The organism is Micromonospora sp. WMMA1947 (genome assembly GCF_027497355.1).
In the GTDB taxonomy this organism is placed as follows: Bacteria; Actinomycetota; Actinomycetes; order Mycobacteriales; family Micromonosporaceae; genus Micromonospora.
In genome coordinates this window covers 804,967-822,958 of record NZ_CP114909.1, presented here as the reverse complement: position 1 = coordinate 822,958, position 17,992 = coordinate 804,967, and the positions used below count along the sequence as shown (strand labels likewise).

The 17,992-nt window shown below is 73.2% G+C and carries 19 protein-coding genes; 7 read left to right on the top strand and 12 right to left on the bottom strand.

The window, feature by feature from the left end:
* Position 1 precedes the first annotated feature (1 nt).
* From O7604_RS03900 to O7604_RS03860, 9 genes are all read right to left on the bottom strand, one after another.
* The gene (locus O7604_RS03900) at positions 2-856 is read right to left on the bottom strand and encodes an aldo/keto reductase (protein WP_269701849.1); all 855 of its coding nucleotides are present in this window, start codon (positions 854-856) and stop codon (positions 2-4) included.
* 117 nt (positions 857-973) lie between these two features.
* Positions 974-2,149, bottom strand: coding sequence for an endonuclease (locus O7604_RS03895; protein ID WP_281578876.1), 1,176 nt, complete (start codon positions 2,147-2,149; stop codon positions 974-976).
* 58 nt (positions 2,150-2,207) lie between these two features.
* On the bottom strand, positions 2,208-2,963 hold the full coding sequence (locus tag O7604_RS03890) for an FkbM family methyltransferase (RefSeq protein ID WP_281580036.1): 756 nt from the start codon (positions 2,961-2,963) through the stop codon (positions 2,208-2,210).
* Between the two features lie 13 nt (positions 2,964-2,976).
* Positions 2,977-4,719, bottom strand: coding sequence for a sulfatase (locus O7604_RS03885; protein ID WP_281578875.1), 1,743 nt, complete (start codon positions 4,717-4,719; stop codon positions 2,977-2,979).
* A complete protein-coding gene (locus O7604_RS03880; protein WP_281578874.1) occupies positions 4,716-5,531 on the bottom strand; it encodes a CDP-alcohol phosphatidyltransferase family protein in 816 nt (271 codons plus the stop codon). Before O7604_RS03880 ends, O7604_RS03885 begins: the two co-directional genes overlap by 4 nt.
* 124 nt (positions 5,532-5,655) lie before the next feature.
* A complete protein-coding gene (locus tag O7604_RS03875) occupies positions 5,656-7,077 on the bottom strand; it encodes an amino acid permease (RefSeq protein WP_281578873.1) in 1,422 nt (473 codons plus the stop codon).
* Positions 7,078-7,198: 121 nt separating this feature from the next.
* Complete coding sequence (locus O7604_RS03870; RefSeq protein WP_281578872.1) at positions 7,199-7,909, bottom strand: hypothetical protein; 711 nt, start codon at positions 7,907-7,909, stop codon at positions 7,199-7,201.
* Positions 7,906-8,691 carry an ABC transporter permease gene (locus tag O7604_RS03865; RefSeq protein WP_281578871.1) on the bottom strand — a complete coding sequence of 262 codons (786 nt, stop codon included), beginning with the start codon at positions 8,689-8,691 and terminating at the stop codon, positions 7,906-7,908. The genes O7604_RS03870 and O7604_RS03865 overlap by 4 nt, the downstream gene beginning before the upstream one ends.
* Positions 8,688-9,587: an ATP-binding cassette domain-containing protein gene (locus O7604_RS03860; protein WP_281578870.1), complete on the bottom strand. Its 900-nt coding sequence runs from the start codon at positions 9,585-9,587 to the stop codon at positions 8,688-8,690. Before O7604_RS03860 ends, O7604_RS03865 begins: the two co-directional genes overlap by 4 nt.
* Before the next feature lie 132 nt (positions 9,588-9,719).
* On the opposite strand from O7604_RS03860, the gene O7604_RS03855 reads away from it, so the two are divergent.
* The 3 genes from O7604_RS03855 (at position 9,720) to O7604_RS03845 (ending at position 12,325) form a co-directional block, all read left to right on the top strand.
* Positions 9,720-10,958: a histidine kinase gene (locus O7604_RS03855; RefSeq protein WP_269701835.1), complete on the top strand. Its 1,239-nt coding sequence runs from the start codon at positions 9,720-9,722 to the stop codon at positions 10,956-10,958.
* The gene (locus O7604_RS03850) at positions 10,940-11,626 is read left to right on the top strand and encodes a response regulator transcription factor (RefSeq protein WP_269701833.1); all 687 of its coding nucleotides are present in this window, start codon (positions 10,940-10,942) and stop codon (positions 11,624-11,626) included. Before O7604_RS03855 ends, O7604_RS03850 begins: the two co-directional genes overlap by 19 nt.
* Before the next feature lie 108 nt (positions 11,627-11,734).
* On the top strand, positions 11,735-12,325 hold the full coding sequence (locus O7604_RS03845; RefSeq protein ID WP_281578869.1) for a hypothetical protein: 591 nt from the start codon (positions 11,735-11,737) through the stop codon (positions 12,323-12,325).
* Positions 12,326-12,574: 249 nt separating this feature from the next.
* On the opposite strand, the gene O7604_RS03840 is transcribed toward O7604_RS03845, so the two are convergent.
* Positions 12,575-13,354, bottom strand: a complete 780-nt coding sequence (locus O7604_RS03840) for a D-Ala-D-Ala carboxypeptidase family metallohydrolase (protein WP_269701830.1) — start codon at positions 13,352-13,354, stop codon at positions 12,575-12,577.
* 257 nt (positions 13,355-13,611) lie between these two features.
* Between O7604_RS03840 and O7604_RS03835 the strand changes: the two genes are divergently transcribed.
* Together O7604_RS03835 and O7604_RS03830 are read left to right on the top strand one after the other, a co-directional pair.
* Entirely contained in the window at positions 13,612-14,253 is a 642-nt protein-coding gene (locus O7604_RS03835) for a hypothetical protein (protein ID WP_269701828.1), read from the top strand.
* 32 nt (positions 14,254-14,285) lie between these two features.
* Positions 14,286-14,750 (top strand): PPOX class F420-dependent oxidoreductase, encoded by a 465-nt coding sequence (locus O7604_RS03830; RefSeq protein WP_269701826.1) that lies wholly within the window; start codon positions 14,286-14,288, stop codon positions 14,748-14,750.
* A 16-nt stretch (positions 14,751-14,766) separates the two neighbouring features.
* On the opposite strand, the gene O7604_RS03825 is transcribed toward O7604_RS03830, so the two are convergent.
* Together O7604_RS03825 and O7604_RS03820 are read right to left on the bottom strand one after the other, a co-directional pair.
* The gene (locus O7604_RS03825) at positions 14,767-15,408 is read right to left on the bottom strand and encodes an NAD(P)H-binding protein (protein WP_281578868.1); all 642 of its coding nucleotides are present in this window, start codon (positions 15,406-15,408) and stop codon (positions 14,767-14,769) included.
* Positions 15,409-15,462: 54 nt separating this feature from the next.
* The gene (locus tag O7604_RS03820; RefSeq protein ID WP_269701822.1) at positions 15,463-16,695 is read right to left on the bottom strand and encodes a serine hydrolase domain-containing protein; all 1,233 of its coding nucleotides are present in this window, start codon (positions 16,693-16,695) and stop codon (positions 15,463-15,465) included.
* A gap of 55 nt (positions 16,696-16,750) precedes the next feature.
* On the opposite strand from O7604_RS03820, the gene O7604_RS03815 reads away from it, so the two are divergent.
* The gene (locus O7604_RS03815) at positions 16,751-17,344 is read left to right on the top strand and encodes a pentapeptide repeat-containing protein (protein ID WP_281578867.1); all 594 of its coding nucleotides are present in this window, start codon (positions 16,751-16,753) and stop codon (positions 17,342-17,344) included.
* Positions 17,345-17,398: 54 nt separating this feature from the next.
* Positions 17,399-17,851 (top strand): pyridoxamine 5'-phosphate oxidase family protein, encoded by a 453-nt coding sequence (locus O7604_RS03810; protein WP_269701819.1) that lies wholly within the window; start codon positions 17,399-17,401, stop codon positions 17,849-17,851.
* Positions 17,852-17,992 lie beyond the last annotated feature (141 nt).

Here is a 17,992-nt window from a genome sequence, read left to right as displayed (position 1 = left end):
CTCAGCTCGGGATGTAGTCGAACTCGTCCGGGTTCGGTCCGGTCCGGCCGGCCTCGCCCCGGTCCAGCGAGGTGAGCCGCTCCATCGCGGTGTCGTCGAGCGTGAAGTCGAAGATCGCGAAGTTCTCCTCGATCCGCTTCGGCGTGGTCGACTTCGGGAAGACGATGTCGCCGCGCTGCACGTGCCAGCGCAACACCACCTGGGCCGGGGTCCGGCCGACCTGCTCGGCCACGTCCACGACCGTCGGGTCGTCGAGCACCTTGCCCTGCGCGATCGGCGACCACGCCTCGGTGGCGATGCCGTGCGCCTTGTCGTACGCCCGCACCTCCTCGTTGCCGAGGTAGGGGTGCGCCTCGATCTGGTTGACCGCCGGCACCACGTCCGCCTCGGCGGCCAGCCGCTCCAGGTGCGCGACCTGGAAGTTGGACACGCCGATCGACCGGACCGTGCCCGCGTCACGCAGTTCCTCCAGCACCTTCCAGGTGGAGACGAAGTCGCCGTCGTAGCGGGTGGGCAGCGGCCAGTGGATCAGGAACAGGTCGAGGTAGTCGAACTTCAGCTCCCGCAGCGACTGCTCGAACGCCTTGCGGGCGTCGTCCGGGCGGTGGAAGCCGTTGTTCAGCTTGCTGGTGACGAAGACCTCGCCGCGGTCCAGGCCGGAGGCGCGCAGCGCCTGACCCACCTCGGCCTCGTTGCCGTACATCTGGGCGGTGTCGATGTGCCGGTAGCCGACCTCGAGCGCGGTGCCGACCGCCCGCACGGTGTCCTTCGGCTCGATCTGGAAGACGCCGAAGCCGAGCTGCGGGATGGTGTTGCCGTCGTTGAGTGCGATGTCCGGAATGCCGTTCTGGGCCATGAGAGCCTCATCTCCGATCGTGCGGTGCCCGGGGCGCGTCCGTGCCGACCGCCTCCCGGCCGTGCCAACCGGATGTCTCTACCCGCTCGCCACGCTTCGGAACATCGGGGACGAGCGTCAACTCCAGATCGACCGCGCCCACTCGGGGTGGTCGACGAACGGGTTGCGGTTGCCCTGCCAGCGCTCGTAGATGCGCTGGTTGCGGCGCTTCTCGAAGGCGTCCGGCGGATCCTGGTCGTTCCAGGTCAGCAGCTTCGACAGCCGCCCGAGCCGGGGCGCGGAGCCGTTGGAGACCGAGTCGTTCGGTTCCAGGTCCGGCCAGCCGTCGCCGCCCTCGTACCGGATCGCCATGTAGAGGATCATGCGGGCCACGTCGCCCTTCACCGCGTCGCGCGGCTCGAACGAGTCGGCGTCGGTGTAGCAGCCGGGCGCCTCGGCGACCGTGCCGCCGCCCGCGTCGAAGTCCTTGTTGCCGCGCAACGAGTTGACCGACACGTCCTCCGGGCGAAGGTGGTGCACGTCGGTGCCGGGACCGGTGGCGGTGCCGAAGTCGCCGTGCGACTTGGCCCAGACGTGCTCCCGGTTCCAGTCGTTCGCGCCGCCGCCGTTGCTCGTCTTGCTCTGCGACCGTCCGCTGTAGAGCAGGATCACGTTGGCCGGGTTGGCCGGATCCTGATCGGTGTCCTTCAGCGCGTCCCACACCTGGTCGTAGCTGAGTTTTGCCTGCACCTTGATGATGCCGTGCAGCGCGGTGCGCAGCGCCGGCCCGGTCTTGCCGGACGCAGCCGCGTAGTAGGCGTCCGGCACGGCGGTGCCGGTCGGGCTCGGGGTCGGCGTGGGACTCGGCGTGGCGCCGCCGCCGAGACTCATCGCGGTCGGGTTCTTCAGCCCGCCGTGGCTGAAGTACGCGGTGAGCGCGCCGGTCGCGGTCACCTGCCGCCCCCGCAGCGACGGGTTGGTGAGCAGCCCGAAGGTGCTCCGCCAGGCGGCCGTCACCTGCACGTACAGCATCCGGCTCGTGCCGGTCTCGCCGGCCTGGTCGGCGAGGGCGATCGCGGTGTCCGCGGTGAAGCCGGAGGTGAGCACCGTGGTGGTGGCGGTGGGCTGGCCGATGACGTAGCCGGTGACGGTGGCCGTCCGGCCGTCCTGGACGGCGAGCGCCTGCGCCACGGTCAGGGGCGTCGCGGCCGACGCGGCGCCGGTCACGCCGAGCGGGACCGCAACCGCGACGGCGAGCACGACCGTCGCGATCAGCCGCCCGGGTCGCGAGCGGGTGACGCGCTTCATATCCATGATCAGCGATGCTAGTCGCCGTCGGCCGGTTTGAGGAGAGGGACGTGGCGCCGCTACGTCACGAGGCCGCCAGCCGGGCGTAGACGTCGCCGGAACGACCGGCCGGGCGGTACGTCTCCAGCAGGCGCACCAGCTCGGCCGCGTCCAGCCACCTGTCGCTCGCGAACCGCATGGTCTCCACCGGCGAGTAGTTGTAGCGGTAGCCACCCGCCGACGCGCCCAGCCGTTCCACCAGCTCCAACGCGGCCAGCGCGGAGTCGTGCGCGGGCGGCAGGTACTCGAACGACAGCCCGCGCACCGGGTGACTCAGCCCGGCCAGCACGTCGACCTCGAAACCCTCGACGTCGACCTTGCAGAACGCCGGTACGCCGTGCCGCGCGATCAGGTCGTCGAGCGTCACCACCGGCACCTCGACCGACCGGTCCCAGCGGACCCCGGCGAAGCTCGGATCGGCGGTGACCGACTCGATCCACGACGACGACATGGTGGACACCGTCGGCGTCGCAGACGACAGCTCCAGCCGCGCGCTCCCGGACCGCGCCCCGACCGCCGTCGGTTCGATCGTCACGTCGGCGTCCCGGCCGAAGCCCAGGCGAAGCACCCGCAGACAGTCCGGCTGCGGCTCCACCGCGACGACGCGTGCGCCCAGCCGTCGCCAGGTGCGGACCCGGCCGCCGACGTGGGCGCCGATGTCGAAGCCGAGGTCGCCGGGGGAGAGGAACTGCCCGTAGAGCTGCCGGGCACGCCGGTGCTTGGCCGGCTGACCGTGGTAGACGGCAAGGGAACGGGTGATCCCCCAGGCCCGTGCGAGCATCGTCACGACTTCCCTAACTGTGAGTGGTGGACTTCGGTCCGAACGCGTGCAGGAACCGGTCGCGGAACGACTCCATCGGCCAGACCGGGGCCTGCGGGTCGGGGTTGAGGCCGTCCTGCCAGCCCCACCCGGCGATGCGGTCGAGCACGGCCGGGTCCTTGGCGACGACGGTGATCGGCACGTCCTTGCCGGCACCCTCGCCGGTGACCGCCCGGGCCGGCTGGTGGTCGCCGAGGAACACGAGCACCAGGTTCTCGTCACCGTACCGCTGCACGTAGGAGATCAGCGTGCGCAGCGTGTAGACCACCGCCTGCCGGTACGCCTCCCGGGTGCCCTCCGCCGAGCGGTCGGCGCGCGCCGTCCCCTTGTACACCGAGCCGTCCCCGACGTCGTCCCAGTCGACCAGCGGCGGTACCGGCGTCCACGGGATGTGGCTGGACAGCAGCGGGATCTCGGCCATCACCGGGGCGTGTCCCGGTCCGCGCTCGCTGCGCTGGAACGCCGACAGCGTGTACTGGTCCGGCGGTGAGGAGAAGCTGAACAGCGGCCCCCGGTAGCCGAGCTCCTTCACGCCGTACACCTTGTCCGGGGAGAAGAACTCGGCCTCCGGCCAGGCCCGGGTGAGCGCCGGCATGACGAGCGTGGTCCGCCAGCCGGCGCGCTTGAACGCCCCGTTCAGTGTCATCCGGTCGCTGCGGACCAGGTTGGTATAGCGCAACTGGTTGTCCGCCCGGATGCCGCTCATCAGCGTGGCGTGCGCGAGCCAGCTCCCACCGCCGGTGGTGGACGAGGTGAGGAACGCGCTGCGGCTGCCGTACCCGGCCGCGCGCAACTGCCGGGTCCCCTCGTCCAGGACGGCGTCCACCTCCGGCGCGAGGTCCGGATCCTCCACCGCGACCCGGCCGTAGCTCTCCACGAACGTGAACAGCACGTCCTTGCCGCGCAGCGCGGTGAGCATCTCCTCGCCCGGCATGGTCTGGAACGGGTCACCGGCGAGCTGGGTGTTCAGCGTCTCCTGGTCGTTGAGGCCCGCCCGTACCTGCCGGGCCCGGTCGTAGAGACCGGACGCCACCGTGCCGGCGGCGACCGGGACGCCCGGCACGATCTGCGCGCCGAGCACGACGCAGACCACCCAGGCGGCGGCGAACGCGGTGGTCGCGCGCGCGGTCACCCGCCGGTGACCGACCACGACCCGGGTCAGCCGCCGCACCGACAGCGTCACCAGCAGCGGTACGGCGAGCACGGCGACCACCGCCAGCGCCACCGCACCCACCTCGGCGGCCCGGCCGTACGACTCGGACAGGAACTCCGCGCCCGCGCCGAGGAACGTCCAGTCGGCGATCAGGTCGAAGGGGCGGTCCAGGACCAGCGAGAACCCCAGGTCGGTGACCTTGAGGACGAGGACCAGGCCGAGCAGCGCGCCGAGCAGCGTGGCCGCCACCCGGCGCGGACGCGGCGGCAGGACCAGCAGCAGGGCGACGGCGATCAGCCCTTCCACCGGGATGCGCAGGAACGCGCGGGGGGTGAACTCGTTGATGTCGCTCGGCGCGACGAGTGCCACAAGCACGAGTGCGGCGGCCAGCGCGGTGACCGTGGCGGCGAGCACCCGCCGGGAGCGCCGCCGCCCCGGCGCCGGCGCGTCGTCGGTCGTGGTGCCGGTCTCGTTGTGGTCGGTCGTGGTGGCGGTCTCGCTGTCGTCGGTCGTGGTGGCGTCCGGGGCGTCGTCGCCGTCCGCCCGGCGGGACAGGTCGGTCACCGGTGCCGACCGCCGACCTCGGCGGGCTCGCGGGCGATCCGCACGCCCGGCGTCCACTCGGGCCGGTGGCCCGCCGGTGCGGGGGAGACCGGCGCGGCCGGGAGTGCGCGCGGCACCGGCCGTACGCGGTGCCGCCACAACCAGGCGACGTCACGGCCGAACGACTCGACGAGCATCGCGAGCGCGCCGAGAAGCACCGCGACGGCGAGCAGCCGGGGCAGGACGCCCGCCGCCACCACCGCCAGCGCGATGCCCTGCGTGGCGGCCACCACCTTGCGCCAGTAGCGCGGCGGCAGCGAGCCGCGCATCCACGGCAGGACCCAGCCGGCGGCGACGAAGACGTACCGCATCGCGCCGATCACCAGCACCCAGGCGCCGACCTGGTCGGCGACGTACCCGCAGAGGACCAGGACGAGGAAGGAGTCGACCTCCATGTCGAACCGGGCGCCTAGCGCACTGGCGGTGCCGGTGCGCCGGGCCACCTGCCCGTCGACCCAGTCGAGGGAGAGCGCCACCGCGCTCAGCGTGACCAGCACCGGCACCACGATCGGCTCGCGGAACGAGTCGACAGTCAGCGCGGCCACGCCTCCGGTGAGCGTCGCCCGGGTGAGCGTCACCCAGTCGGCCGGCCCGAGCCGCTCCGCGCCCGAGCGGCGCAGCCCGTATCCGAGCGCCGCGACCGTCACCACCCCGAAGAGCAGACCGGCCAGCCAGCCGTACGCGCTCAGGCCGACCGTGCCGGCCAGGGCCGCGAGTACGCCGACCTGGAGAATTGCCCCCGCGAATGGATCAGTTCGAAGTGCGGACACCATGCCTCCGAGGTAGACGTCACGAACCACACCTGTGTACGGAGAACATGCCCGAACAGTTCGTTCTGATGCCGGAAACGCGCCAGCGGATGTGGCACGTCACGTCTGCGGGCGCGGCGGCGCGCGGTCAGCGGGGCGTGCCGGCGGTGTCCCCGTCGCGCCGGGCCAGCGCCGAACGGCGGTAGCCGTACAGGGCGTAGACGACCGCGCCGAGCAGGAACCAGGCGCCGAACCGCAGCCACGTCACCGGGTCGAGGAACGTGATCAGCCAGATCGAGAAGATCACGCCGATCGCCGGCACCACGGGCATGCCGGGGAGCCGGAACGTCCGCGGCGCGTCCGGGCGGCGGTAGCGCAGCACGATCACCGCCACGCACACCACCACGAACGCGAGCAGGATGCCGATGTTCGTCAGCTCGGCGGCCTGCCGGATCGGCAGGAAACCGGCGATGAGCGCCGAGCCGACCCCGACGATCCAGGTGACCCGGGTCGGCACCCGGCGTACCGGGTGGACCTTGGCGAACCAGCCGGGCAGCAGTCCGTCCCGGCTCATCGAGAACCACACCCGGGTCACGCCGAGCATGAACGTGAACATCACGGTGAGGATGCCGATGATCGCCCCGACCGCGATCACGCTGGCGAGCCCGGACAGCCCGACCGAGGCGAACGCGGAGGAGAAGCCGCTCTCCGGGTCGATGTCCCGGTAGTTCTGCATGCCGGTGAGCACCAGCGTGGCCAGCACGTACAGCACCATCGAGATGACAAGTGACCAGATGATCGCCTTGGGCATGTGCCGGCGGGCGTCGCGCGACTCCTCGGCGGCGGTGCTCATCGCGTCGTACCCGAAGACGGCGAAGAAGACGGTGGCCGCGCCGGTGATCGCGCCGCCGACGCCGAACGGGAAGAACGGCGAGTAGTTGGCGGTCTTCACGTGGAAGAAGCCGACCACAATCACCAGCAGGACGACAGCGACCTTGAGGCCCACCACGAACGTCTCGAACCGCGCGGCGGCCTTGATGCCCCGGGTCAGCAGGAACGCGATGAGCAGGCAGAGCACCACCGCGAACAGGTCGACGCGGTGCCCGTCGCCGGTGCCGGGCGCGCCGAGCATCCAGGCCGGCAGGTCCGCGCCCAGCTCGTTGACCAGGAAGCCGAAGTAGCCGGAGATGCCGATCGCCACCACCGCGACGATGGCCGTGTACTCCAGCAGCAGGTCCCAGCCGATGAACCAGCCGACCGCCTCACCGAGCACCGCGTACCCGTAGGTGTAGGCCGACCCGGCCTTCGGGATCATGCCGGCGAACTCCGCGTACGACAGCGCGGCGGCGGCGCTGGCCAGGCCGGCGATCAGGAACGACACCAGCACGGCCGGGCCGGCGGTCTCGTTCGCCACCGCCCCGGCCAGCGCGAAGATGCCCGCCCCGATGATGCCGCCGACGCCGATCGCAATGAGCTGCCACAACCCCAGTTCGCGGGAGAGGCCCTCGTCGGTCTCGTCGGCGATCTGCTCGACCGGCTTGCGCCGGAAGATGCCCTGTGCCACGGCCATTGCCGGCCCCTCCCCGTCGCCCGCGTCGTACCGCCCCGGGGCCACCGCGTCCGACGAGCCGTGACCCCGCCATGGACGAACGTAAATCCTCGGCGCGAAGATCGCAGCGCGACGGCCGCTCTCACCCCGGCGGCGGGCCGGCGACCAGCCGCCAGTACTGCCGTTTGCCCTCGTCGCGGACCACGACGCCGAGCCGGGCCAGCTCCCCGTGCAGCTCCCGGGTCTCGGCGTCGTGGCCGCCGTCGAGCGCCCGCTGCCGGGCGCGCAGCAGGGCGTCCGCGCCGGGCGGCAGGCCGGGCAGGCCCTCCACCCACCGCCGGTACGCGTCCCGGTGCGGATCCGCGCCGATCCACGGCCAGCCCTGCCGGGTGAACGCCGCGCGCAGCCGCTCGGCGTCCAGGTCGGACTTCTCCCGGGCCAGCTCGCCACCGGCGGTGTCCAGCAGCACCAGCGCCTCGCCGTCGACGAACACCCCTGCCACGTCGGCGCGGGCCACGTCCCGGCCGTGCCCGTCGCGGTGCAGCCGTACCGTGCGGTGCCCGACCGTGACGGTCAACCGGTCCCGCACGGCCACCAACGCCAGGAACAGGCCGCCGAGCACGCCCACCCCGGCCCCGATCGGGTACGACCGCTCGTCCGGCCACCCGTCGAGCAGCTCGAACAGGCCCTGGAACGGAAACCATGGCAGCCCGGCGATCCAGCCGGACAGCGCGGTCAGCCCGGCACCGAGCCCGGCCCCGAGCAGCGGGAAACCGGCCCACATGACCACCAGTTCGGCGCGTCCGCCGTCGACCACGACATCCTCGCCGAGTCCGCGGGCCGCCACGGTCACGACACCTCCCGGCGCATGGTCCGGAACAGCCCGGCAGCCAGCGGCAGGAGCACCCAGACCGCCAGCGAGACGCCGAGCCGGGCCCACTGCCCGCCGGTCACCTCGGCACCGAGCAGCGGCTCCATCGTGTAGGACGTGTCCAGCCAGCGGGCCGGCGCGCGCAGGCCCTCAATCATCGCGGCGAGTAGGCTCCACACGGTGGGCAGCAGGAAGTAGGTGACGATCGCCAGCGGCGTGTTCAGCAGCAGCAGGCCGAAGGCGGCGCCCATCAGCACGCTCGCCACCTGGAACACGGCAGCGTGCGGCAGCAGTTGCCAGTCGAACGTCCAGGTGCCCGCGCCCCCGGTGGCCCGTGCGGCGAGCGTGCCGACGGCGGCGACGGCCAGGCTGACCAGCACCGAGGCGAGGGCGGCGAGCACCACCGCGGCGAGCTTGGCGACGATCACCCGCTCCCGGCGGGGCACCAGTGCGAACGTGGTGAGCGCGGTGCGCTGCGACCACTCGCCGGTGATGGAGAGGATGCCGAGCACCGGCAGCAGCAGGCCGACCGGCAGCAGCGACGGGGTGAAGAAGGCGCTGAACGTCTGGTCCGGCGCGTCGACGACGAACAGCTGCACCACCACGATCGCCGCGGCGATCAACCCGATCGTGATCAGCAACCACCGCCCGGCCCGGGTGTCGGTGAGCTTGCGCAGCTCCACGGCGGTGAGCCGGGCCAGCGAGGGGCCAGCGACGGTGGCCTCGGGTCGCGGCGGTGCGGGGGTGCGGGTGGCGGTGGTCATCGGACGGCCTCCTTGGTCGACGCGCCGGCGGTGAGGGTGAGGAAGAGTTGTTCCAGGCCGCCGCTGCCGGCCGGGCGCAGCTCGGTGAGGACCAGCCCGGCGTCCGCCGCGGCCTGGCCGACCTCGCCGGGCTCGGCCCGGACGACGAAGCCGCCGTCGGTGCCGGCGGACGCGGGCAGCGCGGCTCGCTCCAACGTCAGGCGCAGCGCGTGCGCGTCGCGGGCGCGCACCAGCGTGCCGGCGCCGGCGAGCAGCTCGTCCTTGCCGCCCTGGGCGACCACCCGGCCGCCGCCGATCACCACCAGCCGGTCGGCCACCGCCTCCACCTCGCGCAGCAGGTGCGAGGAGAGCAGCACCGTGCCGCCCCGGTCGGCGAAGTCGCGCAGCAGGCCGCGCATCCAGAAGATCCCCTCCGGGTCGAGGCCGTTGGCCGGCTCGTCCAGGATCAGGACCCGGGGGTCGCCCAGCAGCGCCAGCGCCAGGCCGAGCCGCTGCCGCATGCCCAGGGAGTACGCGCCGACGCGGCGCCGGGCCGCGGTGTCGTTCAGCCCGACCCGGTCGAGCGCCGCCGCCACCCGTCTCCGGTCCACGCCCATGGTGCGGGCGGCGAGCGTGAGCGCCTCCCGTCCGGTGCGCCCGGCGTGCTGCGCCGACGCGTCGAGCAGCACGCCGATCTCCCGCCCCGGGTTGGGCAGGTGCCGGTACGGGCGGCCACCGACAGTCGCGCCACCCGAGGTGGGCGGCGTCATCCCGCAGATCATCCGCATGGTGGTGGACTTCCCGGCGCCGTTCGGCCCGAGGAAACCGGTCACCGAGCCCGGTTCGCACCGGAACGTGACGTCCTCGACGGCGGTGTGCGCGCCATACCGCTTGGTGAGCTGGTCGACTTCGATCATGCCGTCGAGCCTGCCGGGGCCACCCGGTCGCGCGCTGCGGCCGACGGTCGGCGCCGATGTCGACCTCGGTTCACCGCAGGCGTCGACTTTGGTAGCTGGTAGCCGGTCCGGGCGGCTTCCTAGCATGGACGGGTGACCAGCGCCGCCGTACCCGATCATCCCTGGCTCCTGCCGGGGTCCCTGGTGCCCACCCGGGCCGCCCGGCGGACGCCGCGCGACTGGTTCGTGGACGGCGTGCTGTTCGTGGCCTCGCTGCTCTGGGTGTTGATCACGCACGGCGACGTCACCAGCGCCACCCCGCAGTTCGGCCTCAACGCCGGTCCGGCCTGGCTGGAGGAGGCCGACCTGCTCGTCGGCCTGCTCGTCAGCGGCGCGCTCTGGCTGCGCCGCCGCTGGCCGGTCGGGCTGGCGCTGGCCACCGCGCCGCTGGTGTTCTTCTCGGTCACCTCCGGCCTCGCGCTGCTCGTCATCACGTTCACCGTGCTCGTGCACCGGCCGCTGCCGGTGGGCCTGGCCCTGGCGGCGTGGAACGTGCTGAGCCTGCCGGTCTACCTCGCCGTCCGGCCCGACCCGACGATGCCGTTCTGGGGCTCGGTGATCTGGACCGCGTTGTTCATCTGCGTGGTGGTGGCGTGGGCGCTGTTCGTCCGGGCCCGCCGCCAGCTGGTGCTGTCCCTGCGCGACCGCGCCGAGCGGGCCGAGGCCGAGCAGCAGCTCCGGCTCGATCAGGCCCGGCAGCTCGAACGCGGCCGGATCGCCCGGGAGATGCACGACGTACTCGCGCACCGGATCTCCCTGCTCAGCCTGCACGCGGGCGCGCTGGAGTTCCGGCCGGACGCGCCGCCGGAGGAGGTGGCGCGGGCCGCCGGGGTGATCCGGGCCAGCGCGCACGCCGCGCTGCAGGACCTGCGCGAGGTGATCGGCGTGCTGCGGGCCGAGGTCGGCTCCGAGGCGACGCCGGAACGGCCGCAGCCCACGCTGGCCGACGTGCCCGCCCTCGTCGCCGAGAGCCGCGACGCCGGGGTACGGGTCGGCGTGGTCGACGAGGTGAGCCAGCCGGAGGCGGTGCCCGCGGCGATAGGGCGCAGCGCGTACCGGATCGTGCAGGAAGGGCTGACCAACGCCCGCAAGCACGCGCCCGGGGCGGTGGTGACGGTCCGGCTGGCCGGCGGCCCGGGGCACGGGCTGGTGGTGGAGATCAGCAACCCCTGGCCGGTGGGCGGCCCGGCCACCGCGATCCCCGGCACCGGTACCGGCCTGGTCGGCATCGCCGAACGGGTCACGCTCGCCGGTGGCAGCCTGGAACACGGGCGGGACGCCGACGGCACGTTCCGGCTGACCGCCCGGCTGCCGTGGGCGGCGGACCGGTGAGCGCCCCGGTGCGGGTGCTCATCGTCGACGACGACCCGCTGGTCCGCGGCGCGCTGTCGATGATCCTCGGCGGCGTACCCGATCTGACCGTGGTCGGCGAGGCCACCGACGGCGCCGAGGTGCCGGCGGCGGTCGCCGCACACGCCCCGGACGTGGTGCTGATGGACATCCGCATGCCCCGGGTCGACGGGCTGGCCGCCACCGAGACGCTGCGTGCCACGGCCGAGCCGCCCGAGGTGCTGGTGCTCACCACCTTCGACGCCGACGAGCAGGTGCTGCGGGCGCTGCGCGCCGGAGCGAGCGGATTCCTGCTCAAGGACACCCCGCCGGCCGAGATCGTGGCCGCGGTGCGCCGGGTCGCGGCGGGGGAGGCGACGCTGTCCCCGGCGGTGACCCGCAAGCTCATCGCGCACGTGACCGGCACCGCGCCGGCGCCCGGCCCGGACCCGAAGCGGGAGCGGGCGGTACGACTGCTCGACGACCTTTCCGAGCGGGAGCGGGAGGTCGCGTTGCTGCTCGGGCGGGGCCGGACCAACGCCGAGATCTCCGCCGAGCTGTTCATGAGCGTGGCGACGGTGAAGGCGTACGTGTCGCGGCTGCTGACGAAGCTCGACCTGAACAACCGGGTGCAGGTGGCCCTGCTGGTCCAGGACGCCGGCCTCGTCTGACGCTCCGCGTGGCGAGATTGAACTGCTGCCGTCATCCGGCCGTACCAGTGGTCGAGGATGTGGTGCGGCCGTTCCGCCGCACCGCTGCCGAGCTGCGGGAGGCCTGCCGTGCGAGTTGGTGAGCAGTCGACGGACCCCATCGACCAGATCCTGGGCGAGGTGCCGGTACCGGCACCGTTGACCCCCGAGGACGTCCGCCTCGCGGTCCGGGCGGTGGTGGTGCACGCCGCCGAGGAGTGGCCCGCGGGGCCGAAGTGCCGCAACGACGGGTCGTCGTTCCCCTGCCGGTTGCATCGCTGGGGCCGGCGCGTGCTGGAGACACACGGTCTCAACGACCGCCAGATCGACGCGCTGATCCGGCACGGCAACCCGTTCGTGCACGTGCCCTTCCCGTTCGTGCTGACCGGGCCGTCCGGCGCCCGTCCGGCCGGTCAGGTCGCCCGTGCCGCCGGCCAGGCGGCGCGACCGGGCGTACCCGGACAGGTCGCGCGGCCCGGCGTACCCGGTCAGGCCGGACGTCCCGTACCGGGGCAGCCGGCGCGGGCGGTTCCGGGTCAGGTCGCCCGTCCCGCCGCCGCGGCGCAGGCGGCGCGTGGCCCGGTCCCGCGGGTCACCGCGCCGCCGGTGCGGCCCGGCCTGCGGCCCGTCGCCGGGCGGTCGGCTCCCGCCGCCCGGCCCCGCTGGCCGCGGGCGAGCTGACTCCCGCCACCAGTCCCCGGGCGAGCCGGCGCCGAGCCCTCGCCCGGTTCCGGGCACGTCGACCCCGGGCCCGCCCGGCCCGGGGCGAGCTGACCCTCGGGCCCGCCCGGCCCGGGTCGGCGGACGCCCGGCGCCCTGGTTCCGGTCGTGCCGACGCCCCGTCGCGGAGCGGCGTCGGCCGTGCCGGAGCATGCCGACGGCGGCCCGGCCGGGGAGCCCCCACCCCCGCGCCGGGCCGCCGTCACCGCGTTACTTGACCCCGCAGTCCGGGGCGGACCAGTCCCTGGTGTTCGGCACCTTGTCCCGGTTGTTCTCCCGCCGCGAGTCCACGTGCGTGTGGTCGTCGTGGTCCGGGTAGCCGGGGCCGTAGATGCCGCTGAAGCCCTGGTCCCGGGCGGACCGGGCGATGTCGCAGAGGCTGCGGTGCTTGGCGATCAGGTCGGCCGCGTTGCCGTACAGGTGCTGGCTGTCCGAGGCGCCGCCGACCTGCCGGTTGCAGGCGATGCTGCGGAACCCGCTGGTCACGTAGAGCGGCTTGTCGCCGAGGCTGCGCCGCAGCGCCTCCAGCTTCCACATGGTGCGCAGCGCGTTCTCCCGGGTGGCCGCCGAGGAGAGCGGCCCCCCGGCCCAGCCGCCCTTGCCGCAGCCGTTGTCCAGCTCGGCGTAGCTGAAGTGCTTCGGCGTGCAGTCGCTGTCCTTCTGCAGTTCGTAGATCTTGGCGAACGTCTTCGGTCCGGCCACGCCGTCGGCGCGCAGCCCGTACGCGGCCTGGAAGCGCTTGACCGCGGCGGCCGTCTCCGGGCCGTACACGCCGTCGACCCGGACGATGCCGCCGTACGCGGCCCAGCCGGCCACCCGGATCTGGAGCTGCCGGACCTCGGCGCCGGAGCTTCCCTGGGACAGCGTCCGGTTCCAGGTGTAGCAGCCGTCGGCGTGCGCCGGTGGCGCGGCCACGACTGTCGCCACGGCGGCCCCGGGCAGGGCCAGCGCGAACGCGACCGCCGCCCGCTTCAGGGTGTTGACGCGCACAGAGTCCTCCCGATGTCAGAGCGGAACTGGGGTTGGACGGGCACATCGACCGGTACGTCCCGTCTCTCTCACCGTGACAGGTACGAGGATTCTTCGTGGTGATTAGCCAAAATTGTTCTCACATCGGGCGTTTGCTGGATATTGCCTGTGAATAGTGCCTGTTTGCGTACGCGCCGCCGGGTGTCGCCTGTCGGAGGGGACCGGTAACGTCTGCTCCCGGATCCGGGCGGCGACCTCGACGGGCGGGGAGGTGGGCGTTGGCGCGTGGGGGCGTGTTCTGCGTCGAGGGGCAGTGGCACCGCGACCTCAACGAGCGAGGATCCGTCCTGCCCACGCTCGACCTGCTCGAACGGCTCGGCCGCATCCGCTACATCCACAAGGACGCGGCCACCCGCGACGAGCTGTTCTACTTCGTCGACAGGTGGCTGCTCAAGCAGTACGCGGACCACCGGGTCGGCTTCTTCGCCATGCACGGCGAGCCGAGCCGGCTCTGCCTCACCGACTGGGACTCGGTCGAGCTGACGGACGTGGCCGAGCGGATGGCCGGCCGGTGCGAGGGCCGCCGCCTCTACTTCGGCAGCTGCTCGGTGCTGCGCGCCTCCGACGCCACGCTGCGCGAGTTCCTCGACGTCACCGGCGCGGCGCTGATCTGCGGCTTCACGCGCGAGGTCGACTGGGTCGAGTCGGCCGCCTTCGAGACCGTGCTGCTCGACGTGCTCGCCAACGGTCAGCGCCACAACGCCGCCGAGGTGCGGATGCGCTCGGCGCACTGGGCACCGCTCGCCGCGTACCTCGGTTTCCGGGTGATCTACGCCAACGGCCGCGCGTGGCGGCCCTCGGCCCGCCCGCGCGTGCCCGAGCAGGTCACCGCGCAGCGGGCGGCCGGGCGTCCGCGCTGAGAACGACGGGCATGCCTGGTAGAACCGAGGGCATGGCACGCAGCATCGCGAAGAACACCCGGGTCGACCGGGACGCCCTGATCGAGTTCCTCCGCCCCCGCCACCACGTCGTGCTCATGACCACCCGCTCCGACGGCCGCCCGCAGTCCTCCCCGGTGGCCTGCGGCGTGGACGCCGAGGGCCGCCTGGTGATCTCCACCTATCCCGAGCGTGCCAAGGTCGCCAACGTCCGCCGCGACCCGCGCGTCTCCGCGTGCGTGCTCTCCGACGACTGGGACGGCCCGTGGGTGCAGGTCGACGGCGTGGCCGAGGTGCTCGACCTGCCCGAGGCGCTGGAGCCGCTCGTCGAGTACTTCCGCAGCATCTCCGGCGAGCACCCCGACTGGGACGAGTACCGGTCGGCGATGGTCGCGCAGGGCAAGTCGCTGATCCGCGTCACGATCGAGTCATGGGGCCCGATCGCCACCGGCGGCTTCCCGGCCCGGCTGGCCGGCTGAACCGGTACGCGCCGGGTCAGTACGCGACGGTGAACCGGGCGTTGCCGAACCGGGGACTTTCGATCTCGTCGACGATCGCCACGGCCAGGTCTTCGTAGGTGAGCACCGAACGGCCCTGCGCGTCGGTGACCGGGTGGTCGGTGCCGGTGCGGTAGTGCCCGGTCCGCTCACCCGGGTGGAACTCCAGCGGCGGCGGGGACACGTACGTCCAGGTCACCCCGTCGGCGCTGGTGCGGTAGAACTCCAGCGCGTCGGCTTGGCCGTGCGCCGAGTCCCGGTACTCCTCCGGGAAGTCCGGCTCGTCCAGGTAGCGGGTGCCCTTCGGGGTGAGCAGCGTCGAGCCGCCGCCGACGTGGATCACCCGGGGCGGGTCCGGCAACTCACGCAGCGTGTCGACCAGTGTCCGCGCGGCGTCGCGCCACAGGTCCCGCTCGCCGCCGCCGATGGCCACCACCAGCACGTCCGCATCCTCGGCCAGTTCGCGTACGCTCCGCGCCGAGGTGGCGTCGCCGGTCACCGTGCGTACGCCGGGGGGTAGGTAGCCGACTGCCTCCGGACGCCGCACCGCCGCTGTCACCCGGTGGCCCCGCTCGACCGCCTCGGCGGCGATCCGCGAGCCCGCCGTGCCGCCGGCGCCGAACACGACGATGTCGCTCATGCCTCACAGGCTAGGCAGCCCACCGGCGGGCGGCGGGAGTTCCGCCGAACCGGCTCAGTCGACGAGCGACGAGTAGACGAGCTGGCGCAACTGGCCGCGCAGCGGGTACGTGCTCGACGGCATCAACTGGGTGAACAGCAGGGCGGTGACCTCCTCGACCGGGTCGACCCAGAACGCGGTGCTGGCCAGGCCGCCCCAGTAGAACTCGCCGACGCTGCTGGGCACCCGCGACGGCACCGGGTCGAGCACGACGGCGAAGCCCAGCCCGAAGCCGATCCCGTCGAGGATCGTCTCGGCGAAGCCCTCCGGCGAGAACGAGGCCAGATCCCGGTTGCCGGGCAGGTGGTTGCGGGTCATGAAGCGCACCGTGCGGGGGCCGAGCAGGCGCACCCCGTCCAGCTCGCCGCCGCGCAGCAGGAACTGGGTGAACCGGTGGTAGTCGGCCGCCGTGGAGACCAGCCCGCCGCCGCCGGAGTGCCACGTCGGCTCCGCCAGCGCGGCCCGGCCCACCCCGTCGGCGCGTACCGCCTGCCCGGTGGCCGGGTGCGGGGCGTAGAGCGCGGCCAGGCGCTTCGCGCCCGCCGCGTCCACCCACCAGCGGGTGTCCGTCATCCCCAGCGGACGCAGGATCCGCTCGGCGAAGAACGCGTCGAGCGACTGCCCGGACACCACCTCGACCAGGCGGCCCAGCACGTCGGTGGAGACGCCGTAGTTCCAGCTCGTGCCGGGCTGGAACAGCAGAGGCAGCCGGGCCAGCCCGGCCGAGGCCGCCGCCAGGTCCGCGCCCGGTGGCACGCCCAGGTCGAAGCCGGCCGCCCGGTACAGGCCGTCGACCACCGAGACCTGGGCGAAGCCGTACGTGAGGCCGGCGGTGTGGGTGAGCAGGTGCCAGATCCGGATCGGCTCGACCGCCGGCACGGTGTACGGCTTGAGCACCGAACCCCGGTCGTAGACGCGGACGTCGGCGAACTCCGGCAGCCAGCGGCTGACCGGGTCGTTCAGTTCGAACCGGCCCTCCTCCCAGAGCATCATCGCGGCGACCGAGGTGATCGGCTTGGTCATCGAGTAGATGCGCCAGAGCGTGTCCGGCTCGACCGGCGTACCGGCCTCCCGGTCCCGCAGCCCGTACGTCGAGGAGTGGGCGATCTCGCCCCGGCGGCTGACGACGATCTGCCAGCCGGCGAGCCGGCCGTCGTCGACGTACCGGGCGAAGTGCTCGTCGATCCGCGCCAGCCGGGCGGGATCGAAGCCGACACGGCCGGGGTCGGTGCTCACTGCGACACTCACGACGCGAACCTACCCGCAGGTATCGCGACCGGGAAGTGTCACTAGGGTCGGTGGCATGCCCGAGACGGTCGAGGACGTCACCTACCGCCAGGAGGACTGGTACGCCGAGGAGCTGGGCGACCGGCACTTCGTGCGGTGCGAGTTCTTCCACGTCGACCTGACCGAGGCGGTCAGCCGGGGCGCGGTCTTCACCGACTGCGTGTTCGGCAACGTGGCGTTCAACGCCTCCCGGCACACCGACTCGGCGTTCACCAGGTGCTCGTTCACCAAGTGCAACCTCTTCGAAGCCGAGTTCACCGGGTGCAAGCTGGTCGGCAGCACGTTCGACCGCTGCGACCTACGCCCCCTGCGGGTCGACCGGGGCGACTGGTCCTTCGTCACGCTCGCCGGGGCCGACCTGCGCGGGGCGCGGATCACCGACGTACGGATGCGGGAGGTCGACCTGACCGGCGCCGACCTCACCGGCGCGACGCTCACCGGCGTGGACCTCTCCGGCGCCCAGCTGCACGCCGCCAAGCTGATCCGGGCGGATCTGCGCGGCAGTGACCTGTCCGCGCTCGACCCGACGGCGGTGCAGCGTTCCGGCGCGCGGATCGACGCCGAGCAGGCCGTGATGCTGGCTCAGGCGCTCGGTTTCCAGGTCGGCTGAGTCCGCCGGGAAATGTGCCGCGGCTTGTCAGGTTTTCCGGACACACTCGGGCGCATGACATGGTGGTCCGATCTGGTGGCGGCCGAGCCCGAGTTCGCGGCGCGCGTACGCGCCCGCTTCGCGGTCCGCAAACACGGCACGATGGCGACGCTGCGGCGGGACGGCTCGCCGCGGATCAGCGGCACCGAGTTCGACTTCGGCGACGACGGGCAGCTGCGGCTGGGCAGTATGGCCGGCGCGCTCAAGGCGCGTGACCTGCTGCGTGACCCCCGGGTGGCGCTGCACAGCCCGACCGAGGACACGCCGCCGGACGACCCGTCCGCCTGGGACGGGGACGCGAAGATCGCCGGCCGGGCGCACGAGGAGCCGCCCGCCGAGGACGGCTCGCACCGCTTCCGGATCGAGCTGACCGAGGTGGTCCTCACCCGGGTGGGCGACCCACCCGACCACCTGCTGATCGAGAGCTGGCACCCTACGCGGGGCCTCCAGCGCCGAACCCGCCACTGACCCCCCCCGGGGCCCGCCGCCCGCCGCCCGCCCGCGCCCGCTCCCGTCGCCCGCCCGCGCCCGCCGCCCGTCGCCCGCCCCGCGCCTGCTCCCGTCGATCATGAGGTTGACGGCACTCCGCGCCCGAAATGTCCCCGCCAA